The sequence below is a fragment of the Streptomyces sp. CNX435 genome, from assembly GCF_059570575.1.
Genome location: NZ_JCANTA010000006.1, coordinates 99,337 through 117,751, shown reverse-complemented (window position 1 = coordinate 117,751; position 18,415 = coordinate 99,337). Strand labels below are relative to the sequence as shown.

General features: G+C 73.0%; 11 protein-coding genes. 2 read left to right on the top strand and 9 right to left on the bottom strand.

All coding sequences use genetic code 11. From position 1 onward, the window contains the following. The first annotated feature begins 592 nt into the window (after positions 1-592). A complete protein-coding gene (gene murA, locus T328_RS13080; RefSeq protein WP_496496171.1) occupies positions 593-1,957 on the top strand; it encodes a UDP-N-acetylglucosamine 1-carboxyvinyltransferase in 1,365 nt (454 codons plus the stop codon). A 132-nt stretch (positions 1,958-2,089) separates the two neighbouring features. Here murA and T328_RS13075 read toward each other — a convergent pair whose 3' ends face one another. From T328_RS13075 to T328_RS13040, 8 genes are all read right to left on the bottom strand, one after another. Next, the gene (locus tag T328_RS13075; protein ID WP_027741684.1) at positions 2,090-2,371 is read right to left on the bottom strand and encodes an HU family DNA-binding protein; all 282 of its coding nucleotides are present in this window, start codon (positions 2,369-2,371) and stop codon (positions 2,090-2,092) included. A gap of 270 nt (positions 2,372-2,641) precedes the next feature. Further along, entirely contained in the window at positions 2,642-4,075 is a 1,434-nt protein-coding gene (locus T328_RS13070) for an NAD-dependent malic enzyme (RefSeq protein WP_496496170.1), read from the bottom strand. Between the two features lie 347 nt (positions 4,076-4,422). After that, entirely contained in the window at positions 4,423-6,726 is a 2,304-nt protein-coding gene (locus T328_RS13065) for a HelD family protein (RefSeq protein ID WP_496496169.1), read from the bottom strand. A gap of 273 nt (positions 6,727-6,999) precedes the next feature. After that, positions 7,000-7,737: a zf-HC2 domain-containing protein gene (locus tag T328_RS13060; RefSeq protein ID WP_496496168.1), complete on the bottom strand. Its 738-nt coding sequence runs from the start codon at positions 7,735-7,737 to the stop codon at positions 7,000-7,002. Further along, positions 7,734-8,282, bottom strand: coding sequence for a sigma-70 family RNA polymerase sigma factor (locus T328_RS13055; RefSeq protein WP_496496167.1), 549 nt, complete (start codon positions 8,280-8,282; stop codon positions 7,734-7,736). Before T328_RS13055 ends, T328_RS13060 begins: the two co-directional genes overlap by 4 nt. A 99-nt stretch (positions 8,283-8,381) precedes the next feature. Then, positions 8,382-9,524 carry a uroporphyrinogen-III synthase gene (locus T328_RS13050; protein WP_496496166.1) on the bottom strand — a complete coding sequence of 381 codons (1,143 nt, stop codon included), beginning with the start codon at positions 9,522-9,524 and terminating at the stop codon, positions 8,382-8,384. A gap of 78 nt (positions 9,525-9,602) precedes the next feature. After that, complete coding sequence (locus tag T328_RS13045; RefSeq protein WP_496496165.1) at positions 9,603-10,988, bottom strand: nitrate/nitrite transporter; 1,386 nt, start codon at positions 10,986-10,988, stop codon at positions 9,603-9,605. Between the two features lie 398 nt (positions 10,989-11,386). After that, on the bottom strand, positions 11,387-11,917 hold the full coding sequence (locus tag T328_RS13040) for a hypothetical protein (protein WP_496496164.1): 531 nt from the start codon (positions 11,915-11,917) through the stop codon (positions 11,387-11,389). Between the two features lie 212 nt (positions 11,918-12,129). On the opposite strand from T328_RS13040, the gene T328_RS13035 reads away from it, so the two are divergent. After that, a complete protein-coding gene (locus T328_RS13035) occupies positions 12,130-14,019 on the top strand; it encodes a serine/threonine-protein kinase (protein ID WP_496496163.1) in 1,890 nt (629 codons plus the stop codon). 79 nt (positions 14,020-14,098) lie between these two features. On the opposite strand, the gene T328_RS13030 is transcribed toward T328_RS13035, so the two are convergent. Continuing rightward, the gene (locus T328_RS13030; RefSeq protein WP_496496162.1) at positions 14,099-18,379 is read right to left on the bottom strand and encodes a golvesin C-terminal-like domain-containing protein; all 4,281 of its coding nucleotides are present in this window, start codon (positions 18,377-18,379) and stop codon (positions 14,099-14,101) included. Between the last annotated feature and the right edge of the window lie 36 nt (positions 18,380-18,415).

Here is an 18,415-nt window from a genome sequence, read left to right as displayed (position 1 = left end):
TACGGCAATGCGCGCACCGCGCGCCGCCGCACGCCGCGCGCGGCGGCCCCGGGCGCCTCTCCAGGCCCACGGGGTCCGTACGCGGCGCCGGCGGGGCGTGCGGGCGCGTGCGTCGGGGGCTGGGCGCGCCCCCGGGCCCCCAGGCGGTGCGGCGGGGTGCGCAAGCGCGGGGCCCCGGGGCGGGGGTCTGTCCCCGATCCCGCCCCTTCCCGAAACCGGGGGCTCCGCCCCCAGGCCCCCCCTCGCGCGCGTCCGCGCACCAACCTCAGGGGCTCCGCCCCCCGGGGCCCCCGGGCGGTGCGGCGGGGTGCGCAAGCGCGGGGCCCCGGGGCGGGGGTCTGTCCCCGATCCCGCCCCTTCCCGAAACCGGGGGCTCCGCCCCCAGGCCCCCCCTTGGCGCGCGTCCGCGCACCAACCTCAGGGGCTCCGCCCCCCGGGCCCCTCGCGCGTCCGCGCACCAACCTCGGGGGCTCCGCCCCGAGGCCCCCGGGCCCTTGGGGCCGCCGCTACCCGCCCCCGGCGCGGGTGAGGGGTGCCCGCGGGGCATTAGCATTTCTGTCTGTCCCAGCCCGTCTCCAGGATCGCGAGCCTCATGACAGCTCCTGACAGCGCCGATGTCCTTCTCGTCGACGGCGGTACGCCCCTCCGTGGCGAGATCCACGTCCGCGGGGCCAAGAACCTCGTGCCCAAGGCGATGGTGGCCGCGCTGCTCGGCAGCTCCCCCAGCCGGCTGCGCAACGTCCCGGACATCCGCGACGTGCGGGTGGTACGCGGCCTGCTGCAGCTGCACGGCGTGACGGTCGGCCCCGGCGAGGAGCCGGGCGAGCTGGTGCTCGACCCGACGCACGTCGAGAGCGCGCACGTCGCGGACATCGACGCGCACGCCGGCTCGTCCCGTATCCCGATCCTCTTCTGCGGCCCGCTGCTGCACCGCCTCGGCCACGCCTTCATCCCCGGCCTCGGCGGCTGCGACATCGGCGGCCGGCCCATCGACTTCCACTTCGACGTGCTGCGGCAGTTCGGCGCCCGGATCGACAAGCGCGCGGACGGGCAGTACCTGGAGGCGCCGCAGCGGCTGCGCGGTACGAAGATCCGGCTGCCGTACCCGTCGGTCGGCGCCACCGAGCAGGTGCTGCTGACGGCCGTGCTGGCCGAGGGCGTCACCGAGCTGTCCAACGCGGCCGTGGAGCCGGAGATCGAGGACCTCATCTGCGTGCTGCAGAAGATGGGCGCGATCATCGCGATGGACACCGACCGGGCCATCCGCATCACCGGCGTCGACAAGCTCGGCGGCTACACCCACCGCGCCCTGCCGGACCGCCTGGAGGCCGCCTCCTGGGCGTCCGCGGCGCTGGCCACCGAGGGCGACGTCTTCGTACGCGGCGCGCTGCAGCGCTCGATGATGACGTTCCTCAACACCTTCCGGAAGGTCGGCGGCGCCTTCGAGATCGGCGACGACGGCATCCGCTTCTGGCACCCCGGCGGCCCGCTGAACGCCATCGCGCTGGAGACCGACGTCCACCCCGGCTTCCAGACCGACTGGCAGCAGCCGCTGGTCGTCGCCCTCACGCAGGCGTCGGGGCTGTCGATCGTGCACGAGACGGTGTACGAGTCGCGCCTCGGCTTCACCTCCGCGCTCAACCAGATGGGCGCGCACATCCAGCTCTACCGCGAGTGCCTGGGCGGCACGCCCTGCCGCTTCGGGCAGCGCAACTTCCTGCACTCCGCGGTCGTCTCCGGGCCGACGAAACTGGAGGGCGCCGACCTGGTCATCCCGGACCTGCGCGGCGGCTTCTCGTACCTCATCGCGGCGCTGGCGGCGCAGGGCACCTCGCGGGTGCACGGCATCGACCTGATCAACCGCGGCTACGAGAACTTCCTGCAGAAGCTCGCGGACCTCGGTGCCCGCGCCGAGCTGCCGAACGTCCCCGCCGGCGCCGCCGTGGCGGCCGGGTGACGTAAGGCCGGAACGGGCGTCGGGCAGGCAGAGACGTTCGTCACACAGGCACAGGCACAGGCACAGAGAGCAGAGAAGGGCGAAGGGCGGCCGCCCCCGCTGGGTCCGGCCGCCCTTCCTCGGTCTGCGGGCTTACTTGCCCTTCGCCGCTTCCTTCAGCTTCGAGCCGGCCGTGACCTTCACGCTGTAGCCAGCGGGAATCTGGATCGGCTCGCCGGTCTGCGGGTTCCGGGCGGAGCGCGCCTTGCGGTGCGTGCGCTCGAAGGTCAGGAAGCCGGGGATAGTGATCCTCTCGTCGCCCTTGCTGACGACCTCCCCGGCGACCTCGGCGAGGGCGGCCACCACGGCGTCGGCGTCCTTGCGGGTCACCTCGGCGCGCTCTGCGATCGCGGCCACCAGCTCACTGCGGTTCATATCTGTCTCCCGTGTTTTCTTGCCATTGAGGCGTGAGATCAATGCCGATGCTGCCAGGACCCGCTGACAGTCCCCGTAACCGGGTCCCGTTGACAGCGTCTCGCGCCCGACTACGCATCCTGCCCTCACCTGCGGCGGAAACGCCAATCCGGCGCCCTGGCGCGTCGTACACCGCAGCCCGTCCATCCGCACACTTATGACGTACGCACGGCCCGAAAGCCAGCCGACGCGCCGGGGCCCGGCCCGTTCCCACGCGGGGTGAAGGGGCGGTTACGCACCGCTGGTGGGCGGCTCCGTCACACCGGCGGTCTGCGCGGCGTCGCGGACGGCGTCGGCGACGGTGGGGGCGACCCGGTCGTTGAAGACGCTGGGGATGATGTAGTTCGGGTTGAGCTCGTCTTCGTGCACGACGTCGGCGATGGCGCGGGCCGCGGCGATCATCATCTCCGAATTGACGGTCTGCGAGTGCGCGTCGAGCAGGCCGCGGAAGACGCCCGGGAAGACGAGCACGTTGTTGATCTGGTTCGGGAAGTCGCTGCGCCCGGTGGCGACGACGGCGGCGTGCTCGCGGGCGGCGGCCGGGTCCACCTCGGGGTCGGGGTTGGCCAGCGCGAAGACGATCGCGTCGGACGCCATGGCGGCGACGTCGGCGCCGTCGATGACGTCGGGGGCGGAGACGCCGATGAACACGTCCGCGCCGTGTACCGCGTCCTTCAGCGTGCCGGTGAGGCCGTCGCGGTTGGTGTTCTCGGCGATCCAGCGCAGCGCGCTGCCGGGCGCCGCGTCGACGAGGTCGGCGCGGTCGGAGTGGACCACGCCGTTGATGTCGGCGACGACGGCGTGCTTGACGCCGGCGTCGGTCAGCAGCTTGAGGATCGCGGTGCCGGCCGCGCCCGCGCCGGACATCACCACGCGCACCTCGCCCAGCTCCTTGCCGACCACCCGCAGCGCGTTGGTCAGCGCGGCGAGCACGACGATGGCGGTGCCGTGCTGGTCGTCGTGGAAGACCGGGATGTCCAGCGCCTCGCGCAGCCGCGCCTCGATCTCGAAGCAGCGGGGCGCGGAGATGTCCTCCAGGTTGATGCCGGCGAAGCCGGGGGCGATGGCTTTGACGATCTCCACGATGGCGTCGGTGTCCTGGGTGTCCAGGCACAGCGGCCAGGCGTCGATGCCGGCGAAGCGCTTGAACAGGGCCGCCTTGCCCTCCATCACCGGCAGCGCGGCCTTGGGGCCGATGTTGCCCAGGCCCAAAACGGCGGAGCCGTCGGTGACCACGGCGACGCTGTTGCGCTTGATGGTCAGCCGGCGGGCGTCCTCGGGGTTCTCGGCGATCTGCAGGCAGACGCGGGCGACGCCGGGGGTGTAGATCATCGACAGGTCGTCGCGGTTGCGGATCGGGTGCTTGGACTGCATCTCAATCTTGCCGCCGAGGTGCATGAGGAACGTACGGTCGGAGACCTTGCCGACGGTGACGCCCTCGATGCCGCGGAGCCTCTCGACGATGGAGCGCGCGTGGTCGGTGGAGGCGGCGGCGATGGTGACGTCGATGCGCAGCCGCTCGTGGCCGGAGGCGGTGACGTCGAGGCCGGTGACGCTGCCGCCGGAGGACTCCACGGCGGAGGTGAGCTGGCTGACGGCGTTGCCGCCGGCGGGGACCTCCAGCCGGACCGTGTTCGAGTAGGAGACGCTTGGCGCCGTTGCCATGACCGTGTGTTCCCTCGCGTGTGCTGGGTGGTGAACCGGATCGATCGTCGCACCTACTGTGCGGTATCCGGTAACCGGTCCGGAGCGCGAAATCACTTTTCCACAGGACGTGACCGGCGGCAATGCAGGCTTGGGCGAAGGAAGACGACGGGCCGGGTGCGGCGTTCCCGCCGCTCCCGGCCGTGCCGAAGCTGGTGGCACCGACCCGCCAGCTCGCCTCGCGGCAAGTGGGCGCTCGAAGCGCCGATGGTTGGGCCCGGGGGCATGGATCGGGCCGGTGCCACTGCCAGGCTAACAAACCGTCCCCGTAAGGCCATTCCCGTAACGGCGGCCCCCGGGGCCGCGCGCTACGGCCGCAGCAGGTCCGGTACGCCGTCGGCGTCCGGGAGGTCCGGGGTGGTGGCGACGACCGTCAGCCGCTGCGTCGCGCGGGTCAGGGCCACGTACAGCACCCGCAGGCCCGCCGGGGACTCGTCCGCCATCTCCGCCGGCGAGAGCACCACCGTCGCGTCGTACTCCAGCCCCTTGGCCTCCAGGCTGCCCAGCACCACCACGCGCTCCCCCAGCTCCGCCAGCCGCCGGCGGGCCTCGTCGCGGCGGCCCATCGGCACCACCACGCCCACCGTGCCGTCCACGTCCGCCAGCAGCCGCCCGACCTCCGCCCGCACCGTGTCGTACGGATCCGCCCCCGCGACCGCGAACGCCGGGACCACGCCCGTCGACCGCACCGCCGCCGGCGGCTCGGTGCTGGGCATGGCCAGCGCCAGGACCCGGGACGCGACCTCGGCGATCTCCGCCGGGTTGCGGTAGTTGACGGTGAGGGTGAAGCGGCGCCGCGGGCGGGTGCCCAGCGCCTCCGTACGGGCCGCGGCGGCCTCCTCCGGGTCCGGCCACGAACTCTGCGCCGGGTCGCCGACGACCGTCCACGTCGCGTGCCGCCCGCGGCGGCCCACCATCCGCCACTGCATCGGCGTGAGGTCCTGCGCCTCGTCGACGATGACGTGCGCGTACTCCTGCCGCTCCGCGTCCCGCGGGCGCGCGGCGGGCGCGGTGCGCTCCGCGTACGTCGTCAGCTCCGCCAGGCCCGTCAGCTGGTCCAGCGGGTCCAGCTCCCGCTGCCGGGCCGGCTTCGCGGGCGCCCCGAGCAGCACCTGCAGCTCGTCCAGCAGCGCCACGTCGTGCACGGTCAGCCCGTCCCGGGCCAGCGAGCGGGCCAGGCCGCGGATCTCCGCGGGGGTCAGCACGCGCCGCGCGAAGCCCGCCAGCCGCCGCTCGTCGGCGAGCGCCGCGAGCACCCCGCGCGGCGTCAACTCCGGCCACCAGGCGTCGAGGAAGGCGGTGAAGTCGTCCTCGGTGGCGATGTCCTCGTCGAACGCCGCGCGCGCCTCCGCGGCCAGCTCCGGGTCGTCGTAGCGCGGCCGGGCGCCGGACTTCTGCCACAGCGCGTCGAGCAGGAAGCGGCGGGCCCGCGCCCGCAGCAGGTTCACCGGTGCCGTGCCGCCGAGCACCGCCTGCCGTACGTGCCGCAACTCCCGCGCGTCCAGCTCCACCCGGGCGCCGAACGCGACCACCCGCAGCCGCTGCGGCACGTCGCCCACCGTCAGCGCCCCGCGGGCCGCCCGGCGCAGCACCCGCACCATGCGCGCCGAGCCCTTGACCCGGGCCGTCTTCGGCTCGTCGTACAGCGCCACTGCCCCGTCGTCGATCCCCTCGACCAGCGACCCCACCGCCCGGATCGCGACCTGCCCCTCCTCGCCCAGCGACGGCAGCACGCCCTCGGTGTACGCCACGAGCAGCGGCGTCGGGCTGACGACGAGGATCCCGCCCGCGTACCGCCGCCGGTCCTGGTACAGCAGGTACGCGGCGCGGTGCAGGGCCACCGCCGTCTTGCCGGTGCCGGGGCCGCCCTCGACCTCCGTGACGGAGGCGGCGGGGGCCCGGATGACGGTGTCCTGCTCGGCCTGGATGGAGGAGACGATGTCGCGCATCGCGTGCGTACGGGCCCGGCCCAGCGCCGCCATCAGCGCGCCGTCGCCGACGACCGGCAGCGCGTCGCCGGCGAGGGTCACCGACAGCTCCGGGCGCAGCAGGTCGTCCTCGACGCCGAGCACCCGGCGGCCCTGGGAGCGGATCACGCGCCGGCGCACGACCCGGCCGGGGGCGACGGGGGTGGCGCGGTAGAACGGCGCGGCGGCGGGGGCACGCCAGTCGATGACCAGCGGGGCGTAGTCGGCGTCGAGGACGCCGAGGCGGCCGATGTGCAGGGTCTCGGCGATCCGGGCGCGCTGCTCGCCGCCGCCGGCGGCGTCAGGGGCGTCCACGGCGTCGTCGGCGGGTTCGACGGAGGTGTACGCGCCGTCGGGGCCGCGGACGCCGTCCTTGCCGGGGAGCAGATCGATGCGGCCGAAGAGGAAGTCCTCGAACTCGCTGTTCAGCCGGTTGAGGTGGACGCCGGCGCGGAAGACCTGCGCGTCACGCTCGGCGAGCGCGCCGGGGGTGCCGACCTGGCCGCGCTTGGCGGCGTCGCTCATGAGGAACTCCGCCTCGTGGATCTTCTCCTCCAGGCGGTCGTACACGCGGTCCAGATGGTCCTGCTCGGCCTGGATCTCGCGATCCCGGACGGAGTCCGGGGCGGTGATGTGCGCGGTCACCCGCGGCCCCCTTCGTGCGGACAAGGCAGCCGTTCATCTTACCCTCTCGCGGCCGGGTGGGCGGATGTCGGCCCAGGTCGGCAGGGGTGGGGTGGGGTGACGGGCGGCAGGCGGGGAGGCTGTCCGGAGCCGGCGGGCGCGCGACGGCACCGGCCCGGTGGCCGGGTGCGGTTGGAGGCCGGGCGGGTGGGCGTGTGGGCGTGTGGGCGAAGGTCGGCTCGGGCCTCGCCCAGGTCGGTACGGGTGCGGGGGGTGCCCCCCGCCCCGCCGGGGTCAGCCGGCCTCCGCCGGGACCCTCACCAGCCGGTCCCCCTCCGACGTGACCACGTCGAAGTGGTCGATGTCGTCCGGCGACATGCTCGTCCCCCCGGAGGTCCGCAGGCCGCCCCCGCCGCCCTGGCCGTAGGCCCCGGCGTTCCCGCCGGCCCCCACGCCGTAGCCGTCCGCGGGCACCCCCCAGCTGGTCACCGTCTCGCGCGTCCCGTCCTTGCCGACCGCCCGCAGGTCGCAGCGGAGCGGCCCGGTCACCCCGCGCAGGTCCAGGTCCACGCTCGTCCCCCAGGTCACCGGCCGCATGCTGATCCGGGCCGCCACGCCCGTCTCCGGGTCTACTGCCCTGACCTCCTGCCCCGGCCCATGCCCCGGCCCCGCGACGTCCTCGCTCCGCTGCCCCGGCGCCGCCTCGTCCCCGGCCATGACCACGGCCGTCACCACCGGCGCCGCGACGGCCACCACGGCCGCCGCCGCCACCGCGACGACCAGCCGCCGGCGCACCAGCCGCTGCCGCGCCCGTACCGCCGACAGCTCCGCCAGCAGCCGGTCCAGCGCACCCGGCGGCGGCTCCTCCGGCGGCGGCACGTCCGCCAGCAGGTCCGCGACCGGCACCAGCTCCGCCAGCGCGTCGGCGCACCGCGCGCACCCGGCCAGATGCTCCTCGAACCGCTCTGCCTCGTCCTGCTCCAGCGCGCCGATCGCGTACGCGCCGACGTCCGGATGCCGTTGTCCGGTCACGGCACCACACCCCGTTCCTCCAGGGACAACCGCAGCGAGCGCAGCGCGTAGTACACCCGTGAGCGCACGGTCCCCGCCGGGACGCCCAGCACCTCGGCCGCCTCGTTCGCCGTCCGGCCCTTGAAGTACGTCTCCACCAGCGCGGCGCGGTGGGCGGGGGTCAGGTCGGCGAGCGCGTCGGAGAGGGTCATCAGCCGCAGCACCCGGTCGGTGTCGTCGGCTGCCGGGACGCTCTCCAGCGGCGCGGGGTCGGTCTCACGCGGGCGCGCCTGCCGGCTGCGGTGCCCGTCGATCACTATGCGGCGGGCCACGGTGACCAGCCACGGCCGTACGGAACCGTCGGCCGCCGCCAGTTCGTCGGCGTGCCGCCAGGCGCGCAGCAGGGTCTCCTGTACGACGTCCTCCGCCCGGTGCCGGTCACCGGCGACCAGGCGCAGCACGAAGCCGAAGAGCGGGCCCGCGTGCTCGCGGTAGAGGACCCGCATCAACTCCTCGTCGGGAGTCGGCTCCGAGCGCTGCGCTGCCATCACGGCATCGTCCCGCATCCCTCACCTCCGGGTCGAGGTATACGGAGACCGCCGCCGGAGCGTTCAAACGTACCGCCCCGGAAACACCGAGGGGCTGCCCCTCGAACCACCGGCCCCTTACATCGCGGCGTACTTGGTGGCCGCGGAGGGGTCCAGGGACAGCCGGTAGCCGCGCTTGACGACGGTCTGGATGAGCTTCGGCGCGCCCAGCGCCGTGCGCAGCCGCGTCATCGCCGTCTCCACCGCGTGCTCGTCGCTGCCCGCGCCCGGCAGCGCGCGCAGCAGGTCGGCGCGGGAGACGACCCAGCCGGGGCGGTGGGCGAGGGCGCGCAGCAGCGCCATGCCGGCCGGCGGTACGGGGCGCAGCCCGCCGTCGATGACGACGGCGTGGCCGCGGATCTCCATGCGGTGGCCGGCGACCGGCAGCGGCCGTACACGGCCGGGGAGTTCGAGGGCGACGAGCTGGACGAGCGGCCCGAGGCGGTAGCGCTCCGGCTGGAACGTCGGCACGTCGTGGCGCTCCAGCGGCAGTGCCGTGAGCGGCCCGACGCAGGCGGGCAGCACGGTGTGGCGCAGGGCGTCCAGGACCTCGTCGAGGCGGTGCCGCGCCGCCGCCCGGTCCAGGAAGCTCGCGGCGGCCGGGGCGCTGGTGAACGTCACCGCGTCCACCCCGCGGCTGAGGACCGCGTCCAGCATCCGGTCCAGCGGCGCCGGGTCCTCCGGCGGCATCCACCGGTACACCGGCACCACGACGACGACCGCCCCCGCGGCCCGTAGCGACTCCACGAACCCCGGCAGCGGCTCGCCGTGCTGCTGCAGCGCCACCCGCCGCCCCTCGGCGCCCTCGGCGAGCATCCGGTCCAGCACCTCCGCCATCGACTCCGAGGCCGGCGACCACGCCTCGGTCAGCCCCGCCGCCCGGATCGCGCCCCGCACCTTCGGCCCGCGCGCGAGCAGCTCCACCCCCGACAGCCGGCGGAGCAGTGCGTCGCCGAGGCCCCACCCGTCGGCGGCCTCGACCCAGCCGCGGAAGCCGATGGCGGTGGTGGCGACGACGACGTCCGGCGGGTCGCCGATGAGCTGCTTGGTGGTGTTCAGCAGCTCGTCGTCGTCGTGCAGGGGCACGATCCGCAGCGCGGGCGCGCGGTGCACGACCGCGCCGCGCCGCTCCAGCAGGGTGCTCAGCTCGTCCGCGCGGCGGGCGGCCGTGACTCCGACAGAGAAGCCCTCCAGGGGTTTGACCTCGGCGGGTACGGTCATGTCTCGCTGCTCCCCGGTCGGTGCCGTCTGTGCCGTTCTGCGCTGTCTGTGCCGCCTGTGTCGTCTGTGGTGCTCCGCTCACACTCCCACGTACGCGGGCTGCCGCGGCTCGGGGCCGTCCGCGCCGTCGGCGGTCGGTGCGGACGTGCGCGGGCCGCGCAGGTACACGGCCCACGTCACCACGAAACACACAGCGTAGAAGACGAGGAAGGCCACGCAGGCGGCCGTGCCGTTGCCGTTGGCGAGGAAGGACTGCCGGAACGCGAGGTTGATGCCGAGGCCGCCGAGGGCGCCGACCGCGCCGATGAGCCCGATCGCGGCGCCGGACAGCCGGCGCGCGTAGGTGTTCGCCTGCTCGCCCCGCAGCCCCATGGCCAGGGCCTTGGCCTGGTAGATGCCGGGGATCATCTTGTACGTGGAGCCGTTGCCGAGCCCGGAGAAGAGGAACAGGGCGACGAAGCCGACGAGGTAGACGGGCAGCGACTCGCGTACGGAGGCGAAGACGACGACGGCCGTCGCCACGGCCATCGCGGCGAAGTTCCACAGCGTGATGCGCGCCCCGCCGTACCGGTCGGCCAGCCACCCGCCGACCGGCCGGATCACCGAGCCGAGCAGCGGCCCGATGAACGTCACGGCCGCGGCCTGCAGCGGGGTGCGGTCGAACTGGGTCTGCAGCACAAGACCGAAGGCGAAGCTGTAGCCGATGAACGAGCCGAAGGTGCCGATGTACAGGAAGGACATGATCCACGTGTGCGCGTCCCGGACGGACTCCTTCGCCGCCCCGGTGTCGTTCCGTACCGGCGCCAGGTTGTCCATCCGCAGCCACGCGAGCGTGGCGGCGACGACGATCAGCGGCATGTACAACGCCAGCAGCACCCGCGGCCGGCCGTCGCCGGCGATGGCGATGACGAGCAGCGCGACGAGCTGGATGACGGGCACGCCGATGTTGCCGCCGCCGGCGTTGAGGCCGAGGGCCCAGCCCTTGCGGTGCAGCGGGAAGAAGGCGTTGATGTTCGTCATCGACGAGGCGAAGTTGCCGCCGCCGACACCGGCGAGCGCGGCGACAAGCAAGAAAGTGCCATACGACGTCCCCGGCTCCATCACGGCGAACGCGGCGGTCGTGGGCAGCAGGAGCATCAGCGCGCTGAACACCGTCCAGTTGCGCCCGCCGAAGCGGGCGACGGCGAAGGTGTACGGCACGCGCACGCAGGCGCCGACGAGGGTGGCGACGGAGACCAGGAAGAACTTCCCGGCGGGGTCGATGCCGTACTCGTCGCCCATGAAGAGGACGAGGACGGAGAAGAGAGTCCAGATGGAGAAGCCGATGTGTTCGGAGAAGACGGAGTAGAGGAGGTTGCGGTTGGCGGTCTTCTCACCCTTCTCCGCCCAGAACGCCTCGTCCTCGGGATCCCACTCCTCGATCCAGCGCTTCCCCCTGCGCGCGGTCTGCCCGGAGCCGGTCATCGCAGCCGTCCCTGCCCTTCGTCAGCGGGCCGCCGCCCGCGGGCGGGCGGCGGATCTGGTTCAGGGTGACCGTAGGGACGGCGGGTTTCCACCCTGTGCCGACAGGTGACGCACGCGCAACCTTGCCCTCACGGGAGGAGGGGTTGACAGGTGAGGGAAGCGGTGTCAGGGGTGGGCGGAGGGCGGTGGGCGGGGGGTGTGCGAGGGCTGGGCCAGGTGTTTTGCCGGACTTCACATGGATGTAACAGGGGAGGTGGCGGCGAGGGTGTGGTACTTCGCCGCGGTCATCCGGTGGCCGCCGCGAGGGCTGCCGCGAGGAGCGCAGGGGGCCGTGCAGGGCGTTGCCGTGCAGGATCTCCGTGAGCCGCCCCGGGTTGGTTGGAGGCCCGGCTACCGGCTCACGGCCTGTCTCCCGGCGACCACCGGCCCGAGTGCCCGGGCCCGAGCGCCACATCCCGGCGAGCCGCCGCGTAGTACGCCTCGCGTGCCGCCCGCTGGTCCCCGACCAGAGCCGACCACGCACCCGGTTCGCGGGTCTCGTCCCGTACGAACCGCTCCATCGCCGCGGCCGTCTCCGCCCACGCCCGGCCCGCCTCCACCACCTCCGGCGAGCCGAGCAACAGCATCTCCTCCCACGCCAGGTCGCGGGCCTGCGAGGCATCGCCCAGCCGAGGACCGGCTTCCCGCGGCGGCAGCGGGTGGGGGTTGCCGTCGTTGCCGAAGTGGGCACCGACTCTGAACAGCAGGCTGACGGTCGACTTCACCGCGAGCGCGTAAGCCCGGTAGGCGGCAAGGCGCCGGTCCTCCCACCTGACGACGCGCTCACGCCGGAACCGCACCCGCTCGCCGTGCACGACCGCCACGTACGAACCGAGGGCCCCGATCACCACGCCGATCAAGGCGGGCAACTGCCTCGCGAACTCCGCCATGTGCGCACCGTATCGGCTGGGCCGGCGCCGCGAGCCGTGTCCGGAAAGAGGCCGGAGCCGCCCCGACTGCCGTCCGTCAACCTCCCGCGTAAAACCTGTTGTTGCAGGGTTGTTGCCCTCCGTGGCGAGGACATCGAAGAAAAGTCGATACGCTCCCGCTTGACTTCGGGGACGGCGGGATCTGAACCGCCGTGGACAGGGGGACGATCATCATGGCGAGTGCACCTTCGGCCGGCCTTTTCAAGCCGCTTGAGCAGAGCGACCCGACCGTGGTCGGTGGCTACCGGCTCGCCGCCGTGCTCGGCACGGGCGGTATGGGCAAGGTGTATCTCTCCTACACGCCCGGCGGCCGGCCCATCGCGATCAAGGTGATCCGGGCCGAGTTCAGCGAGGACCCCGAGTTCCGGCGGCGCTTCCAGCGGGAGGTCCAGGCCGCGCAGCGGGTGCAGGGCCTGTACACCGCGCCGGTCATCGACTCCGACACCGAGGGCCCGCAGCCCTGGCTGGCCACCGCGTACGTGCCGGGCCCCTCGCTCGCGCACGCCGTGGCGCAGCACGGCGCGCTGCCGCTGGGCAGTGTGCTGCTGCTGTCCGTCGGGGTCGCCGAGGCCCTGCACGTCATCCACGGCGCGGGCATCGTCCACCGCGACCTCAAGCCCGCCAACGTACTGCTCGCGTCCGACGGCCCCCGCGTGATCGACTTCGGTATCGCCCGCGCCGCGGAGAGCACCGCGCTGACCGGCACCGGAGTCAGCGTGGGCACCCCGTCGTTCATGGCGCCGGAACAGGCGGCGGCCGGCACGATCACCCCCGCCACCGACATCTTCGCCCTCGGCCAGATCGCGGCCTTCGCGGCGATCGGTTCACCGGCCTACGGCGAAGGGTCCTCGCACGCCGTGCTCTACCGGATCGTGCACGAGGACCCCGATCTCAGCCGGGTGCCGGCGGAGCTGCTGCCCCTGGTGACCCGCTGTCTGACCCGCGACCCCGACGGCCGGCCGAGCCTCACGGAGGTCATCGAGCTGTGCCACGAGATCTCGCCCGAACCGCTGCGCCAGGGCGAGGACTGGCTGCCGCGGTCGGTCGCCGGATCGATCACCGAGCGGCTGCAGCTGCCCGAGCCGGCGAAGACCCCGCCGCCGCAGCCGACCGTCGCGCCGACACCGACGCCGACCGCGTTCTCGCCGCAGCCGCCGCCCCAGCAGCCACCGGCCCAGCACCCGCCGCCCCCGCAGCCACCGGCCCAGCACCCGCCGACCCAGTACGCGCCGCACCAGCCGGCCCCGGGCCCGGCGCACCCGCAGCCGCCGACAGGGTTCCCCCCGGCCGCCGCGGCCCCGACGCAGAGCACGCCGGGTGTCCCCGGCGCGGTGCCGCCCCCGCCCGGCCACCCGGGGCGACCCATACCCCCGCCCGGCTACGGCACTCCGCCGCCGGCCGCCCACCGTCCGTACGCGGCCCCGCCGCCGCCCAAGCCGAAGCGGACCGGGCTGATCGTCGCCGCCTCGGTGGTGGGCGTCCTCGTGGTCCTCGGGATCATCGGCGCCCTGCTGCCGGACGACTCCGGCAAGGACGACGAGAGCAAGTCGCCCGGCACCAGCACCGGGAGCACCACCGGTGGTGGCACCGGTGGTGACGGCGACGGTTCGGGCGACGGCGAGGCCGCGGAGGCGGACAAGCAGCGGCCCGACCCGAAGCCGGTCTCGTACGAGGGCATCGACATCACGCAGAACTACGGGGTCATGCTCGCCGAGGACCCGCCGCGGCCGCAGGAGGGGGACGTGCTCTACGGCGGCCATGACCTGTACTACTACGTCGACACCCTCTGGGAGGACACCTGGATCGGCACCGACAACGGCAAGTTCGTCCTGCTGAACAACGCGCAGGAGGGCTCCCTGGAGACCTGCCGTACGGAGACCCGCTACACCGAGAAGATCACCCTCGACCAGATCAGCGAGGGATCGCAGTTCTGCGTGCTCAGCGACGCGGGCCATATCGCGGTGGCGACGTACGGCGGCAAGGCCGAGTCGGGCGACGCGACGTACGCCACCTTCGACCTCACGATCTGGCGCAACGCGGAGGAACCCGTAACGGAGGACTAGCCGGACGACAAACGTGATCACGAGGGCCCCGCGGGCTACTTGCCCGCCGCACCCCATCAGGATCGAAGACCCGGCTTCCCTACTCGAAGTAAGAGGCCGTCGTGCAGTGCCCTCCCTCGGGATTGATGCCGGGGCTTTCGGTCAGGTCGATGTCCCAGGGGTTGCTGGCGTGCCCGGAGGTGTTCGTGCACCGGCCGTACGGGCTGTCGCCGCCGAGCGGGTTGGTGAAGGCGTAGTAGTCACCGCGCCGGACGGGCGCCGCGGAGTTGGAGGGGCGGCCGTCCGTGCCCGCCGCGCGGTCGTTGACGTACAGGTACTGGTCGGGCATGTAGCTGGAGCGGAGCAGTTCGTGGTCGCCGGGCTTGCGGACGCTGCCGTCGGCGCAGGACCAGAAGTGCAGCTCCTGCCAGATCGGTGGCGCGTGGCTGAACAGCGCGCCGATGGTGTCCTTGAAGAAGTAGTTGGTGATGTCGGATGCCACCAGCCAGACCTCCGGCGCCACGTTGGGGTGGAACTGCAGCTCGGAAGCCCAGTTGCCGACAGACTGGTGGAGAAGCGCCTCGTCGCTCACCGCCACCCGGTAGCCGATCGATCCGCCGGAGGTGTACTGAACGGCCACGCAGTCAGCCGGCACGGTGTCTGAGGCCGGCTGTCCCGTGTCGGTGATCGGCGTGGGTCCGCTGGCGGCGGGCTCGTACGCACGGCCGGGGATAACGCCGGTGCGGTTGGTGTCGGTGGGGGTGGTCGTGCCGGTGTGCTCATTGAGGTCGGTCGCGCTGAAGTTGAGGTTCGGGGCCGCGATTCCGTAGTCCTCCTCGACGGCGGCGAAGGTGTCCCGGACGAACTGCGGCAGGTGGGTGTCTCCCGTGCGGTCGTCGAACTCGGCACGTTCCGTGCCCTGGAGGATTTCCCCGGTATCGAGCACGATGTAGGACACCGTCACGCTGGATTTGACCTTGTACGATCCGTCGTCCAGGTCGAACCAGCCGGGTTTGTCGGCGCTGTCCGGCCGCTGGGTGTGGGGGTTGGAGAAGTTCAGCCAGGCCGGTATGGAGTTGCCCGGTGGATGGTCGACCGGGTCGGTGCCGGCTACCTCGGCCTGGTTGCGCCAGGACTGCATGGCCTGCTTCATGGCCGGGCCCACGCAACTGCTGGTGGGGTCGCCGGAGCAGGCGTCGGCGTCGATGGCGTCGCCGCTGCGCTCCATTGCCCAGTTGTGCAGTTCGCCGCGGTCGGCGAAGGGCGTGGCCAGGACCTCGGCGAACGGATATGCGTCCAGGTTCTGGTTCTCGTCGAAATAGGCTGCCGCGTCGACTCGGTTCTCCACGAATTCGCCGGCGACGGGGATCACCATGGCTGCGTCGAAGGCGACGTTGTCGTCGCCCTGGCCGCCGGGTACGTGGTTGTCCAGCCGGACGATGGGCTTGTTGTCGAACGGGAAGGCGCCGAGCAGCACCCAGCGGTTGCCCTCGCCGTGCTGCTGGATGATCCGTTCCTCGGTGCCGTTCGCCGTCTCGATCTCGTACCGGGCGTACTCCGTTCGGGCGCCGTGGTCGGGCAGGTGGACGGCGACCAGGCCGGGTCCGGTCACCCCCCTGTCGAAGGCCCAGGTGCCCTCGACTCGCAGGCGCCAGCCCTCTTCGTCGGGGGCCCGGCCGTGCGCGAAGTAGAACCCGGCGCCGAAGCCCGCGCCGATCTGGTGGAAGTCCGTCTTGGCGGGCCAGACCTGGGTGCCGTTCTGGGTCTCACCGGGCCCGAAGTCGACGGTGAATTCGCCCGCGTTGGTCCACCGTTTCTCGCACCCCGGCCGGATAGACGGCGTGTTCTCGCCGAGGTTGTCGATGAGGAGCGCGTTGACGGGAATGTCGTCGAGCGCGCAGTTGGGCGGGTAGGAGGTCCCGTCGGCCTCCTCGGGATAGCTGGAGTCGAACCGTACGAACTCGTTGCCGCATGTGTCGGCGCAGTCGTCCTTCCAGGTCGCGTCCCCGTTCCACCAGCACTTGGAGTCCGAGCGCTCGCAGGGCCCGGCGGACGAGGTGACGGCCGCGGGATCGCAGTCGTTGGCGCTGGTGCAGAACAGTGTCATCGGCGGCTTGACGCCGGCCCGGTGGTACTTGGCGGAGCCCGGGGTCAGCGCGTCGCCTTCGGTCCCGTTCCAAGTGGCCGGGCGGAAGGCCGGGACCGTGGTGCTGGGCGCCTCCAGTGCCTCCGGCGGCTGGGCGGCGAAGCCGAGCACCTTCTCCGGGTACGGCCAGTCCTGCGGGTGGGCGGCGTCCGAGTGCTGCGGGTTGCCGTAGACGTCCTCCATGAAGTTGTCACGGGCCGGGTCCCACTCGGGGTTGGCAGGGTTGTTGAACCAACCGACGCCCCAGGCACCGTCGTTCGCCCCGGCCTCGGACTCCGGATAGAAGCCGGAGTTGTAGGCCCACAGTGCGAAGAACCAGTTCTCCAGCTTCGCCGGATCGCCGTTGTTCAGGGTCATTCCGGCGTTGCGGGTCTGGTTCCACTTCTCGGCCAGAATGGTCAGGCCGGCGGCGATGTTGGCGGTGTAGTCCAGGGCCACCGCACGCTGCTTCTGGTACGGCCAGGCCGTCGGCGTGCCGTCCTCCTTCCCGGAGCGCCGCATGTGGTCGGTGATCTGCATGATGCCGTAGCCGCAGTCGGCCTCCGCCCAGTTGACGTCCCAGTCGTTCGCGGAGTCGCCGTCGTACAGGTCGATGCCGTAGTAGTTGCCGATCAGCGGGTTGCCGGTGACACCGGGGACGGTGTAGCGGGACGCCTGCCACATGTTGGACTCCTGCATGGCCACCCCGAGCGCGATCTGCGCGGGGATCTGGCCGCCGCCGGAGAGCGTGGGCCTGGGGAACATGTCGGCCGACTGCGGCTGGTAGGCGGGCATGTCCAGGTTCTTCCAGTTGGCCGGACGCGAGATGTGGCTGTTCAGCGTGCCCTTGACCGCCTGGTCGATCGCCCACTCCACCTGCCGCGGTTTGGGCTGCATCGCCTGGTTGCGGGGGGCGTTGCGCGGCACGGAACAGGTCCGCTCACTCTCGATCAGCTCGGTGCGGGAGGCCATGGTGCGGGGCTGCTCTTCGGCCGCCGCGGCGTCGGCGGCGTCGGCGGCCTCGCCGGAGGCGGCCGTCTCGGGGGCGACGTTGAAGGAGACGTCCTTGCCGGTGGCGAGCGCGGTCATGTCGATACGCACCGGACGCGGCGCGGCGGCATCGGCCACCGCACCGTCGGTCTGCCCGCCGTCCGCACCGGTCACGGCGGTCACCACCGCCGCGCCGCGGGTGGACGCCTCGGCGTCCCGCGGGATGCCGACCCGCACCCTGACGCCGTCCGGCAGACCGGCCGCCACCTGCTTGATCTCGCCGGTCAGCCAGACCTCGCCGGCGGCGGTCCGGGTCAGGCCGGCGCCGTTCAGCGGGCCTTCGGCGAGCGTACGCGGCGTGGCCGGGCCGTCCGCGAGCTGCCCGGCGGTCAGGTGCGCCGCGCGCGCCGTCTCCCGGCCGCCGTGGTCCAGGAAGGTTAGGCCGCCGTCGGCGTCCGGAGTCAGCCGGTACGGAACGCCGGCGGTACGGGCGACGGCGTCCATCCGCCCGGACTCCGCCACCCGTACGACGCGGCCCGCGGCAGCGGCGTACACCTCGCCCTCGACGAGCACCGCCGAGGTGACCTGTCCCGCCACCTCCACCGGCTCGGCCGGGGCCGCACGCGGCACGTCCACGAGCGTCAGCCGGGTGGCGTCGCGGTCCCCGCCCGACTGGGTCAGCACGGCCGAGTCACCCGTTCCGCAGCCGGGGTTGTAGTACGACAGCGAACTCTTCACGGGCAGCTTGCGTACCTTGCCCGTCTGCAGGTCGACCACGGCCGTGAACCCGCCACGCCCCATCAGCACGGGGTCGTTGGTGAACGTCCGCGGCGCGTACACCACCACGGCCCGGTCGCCGGAACCGGTCACGCACGCGTTGCCGATCCAGGTGTCGGTGTCGAAGCCGGGCTCGGAGAGTGTGGCCGCCGTGCGCCAGGCGTAGCCGTCGCGCGAGTCGGCGACGAGGACGTGGAAGCCCGTGGCGTCACCGGACGTGGTCCAGGCCCGGTCACCGGAGGACTTCCAGTTCTCACCCAGCACCTCGGCCCGCTCGCCGGGGGCCACCGCGTCGGCGGCCGGGGGTGCGGAGACGGGCTCGCCGGCCGGCACGGCCGGCCGGAGCTGGTCCCACACCTCCTCGACCGACGAGGGCGGGGGCGCCTCCGCCCGCGAAGCCGGCGCCTGGATGAGACCGGCGCCGAGCGCCAGCGCGAGCACGCCGGTTGCCCACAAGCGGCGCCTGCGCGATCCGCGCCGGAGTGTCATGTCGCCCCTTTCCCGGCAGCACCGACCTGTTCTCCG

Bases quoted from the DNA above. Each gene is read 5' to 3' on its own strand.
- murA (WP_496496171.1), top strand. From the start codon at position 593: ATGACAGCTCCTGACAGCGCCGATGTCCTTCTCGTCGACGGCGGTACG.
- T328_RS13050 (WP_496496166.1), bottom strand. From the start codon at position 9,524: ATGACCGTACCCGCCGAGGTCAAACCCCTGGAGGGCTTCTCTGTCGGA.
- T328_RS13040 (WP_496496164.1), bottom strand. From the start codon at position 11,917: ATGGCGGAGTTCGCGAGGCAGTTGCCCGCCTTGATCGGCGTGGTGATC.
- T328_RS13045 (WP_496496165.1), bottom strand. From the start codon at position 10,988: ATGACCGGCTCCGGGCAGACCGCGCGCAGGGGGAAGCGCTGGATCGAG.
- T328_RS13070 (WP_496496170.1), bottom strand. From the start codon at position 4,075: ATGGCAACGGCGCCAAGCGTCTCCTACTCGAACACGGTCCGGCTGGAG.
- T328_RS13075 (WP_027741684.1), bottom strand. From the start codon at position 2,371: ATGAACCGCAGTGAGCTGGTGGCCGCGATCGCAGAGCGCGCCGAGGTG.
- T328_RS13030 (WP_496496162.1), bottom strand. From the start codon at position 18,379: ATGACACTCCGGCGCGGATCGCGCAGGCGCCGCTTGTGGGCAACCGGC.
- T328_RS13055 (WP_496496167.1), bottom strand. From the start codon at position 8,282: ATGCGGGACGATGCCGTGATGGCAGCGCAGCGCTCGGAGCCGACTCCC.
- T328_RS13035 (WP_496496163.1), top strand. From the start codon at position 12,130: ATGGCGAGTGCACCTTCGGCCGGCCTTTTCAAGCCGCTTGAGCAGAGC.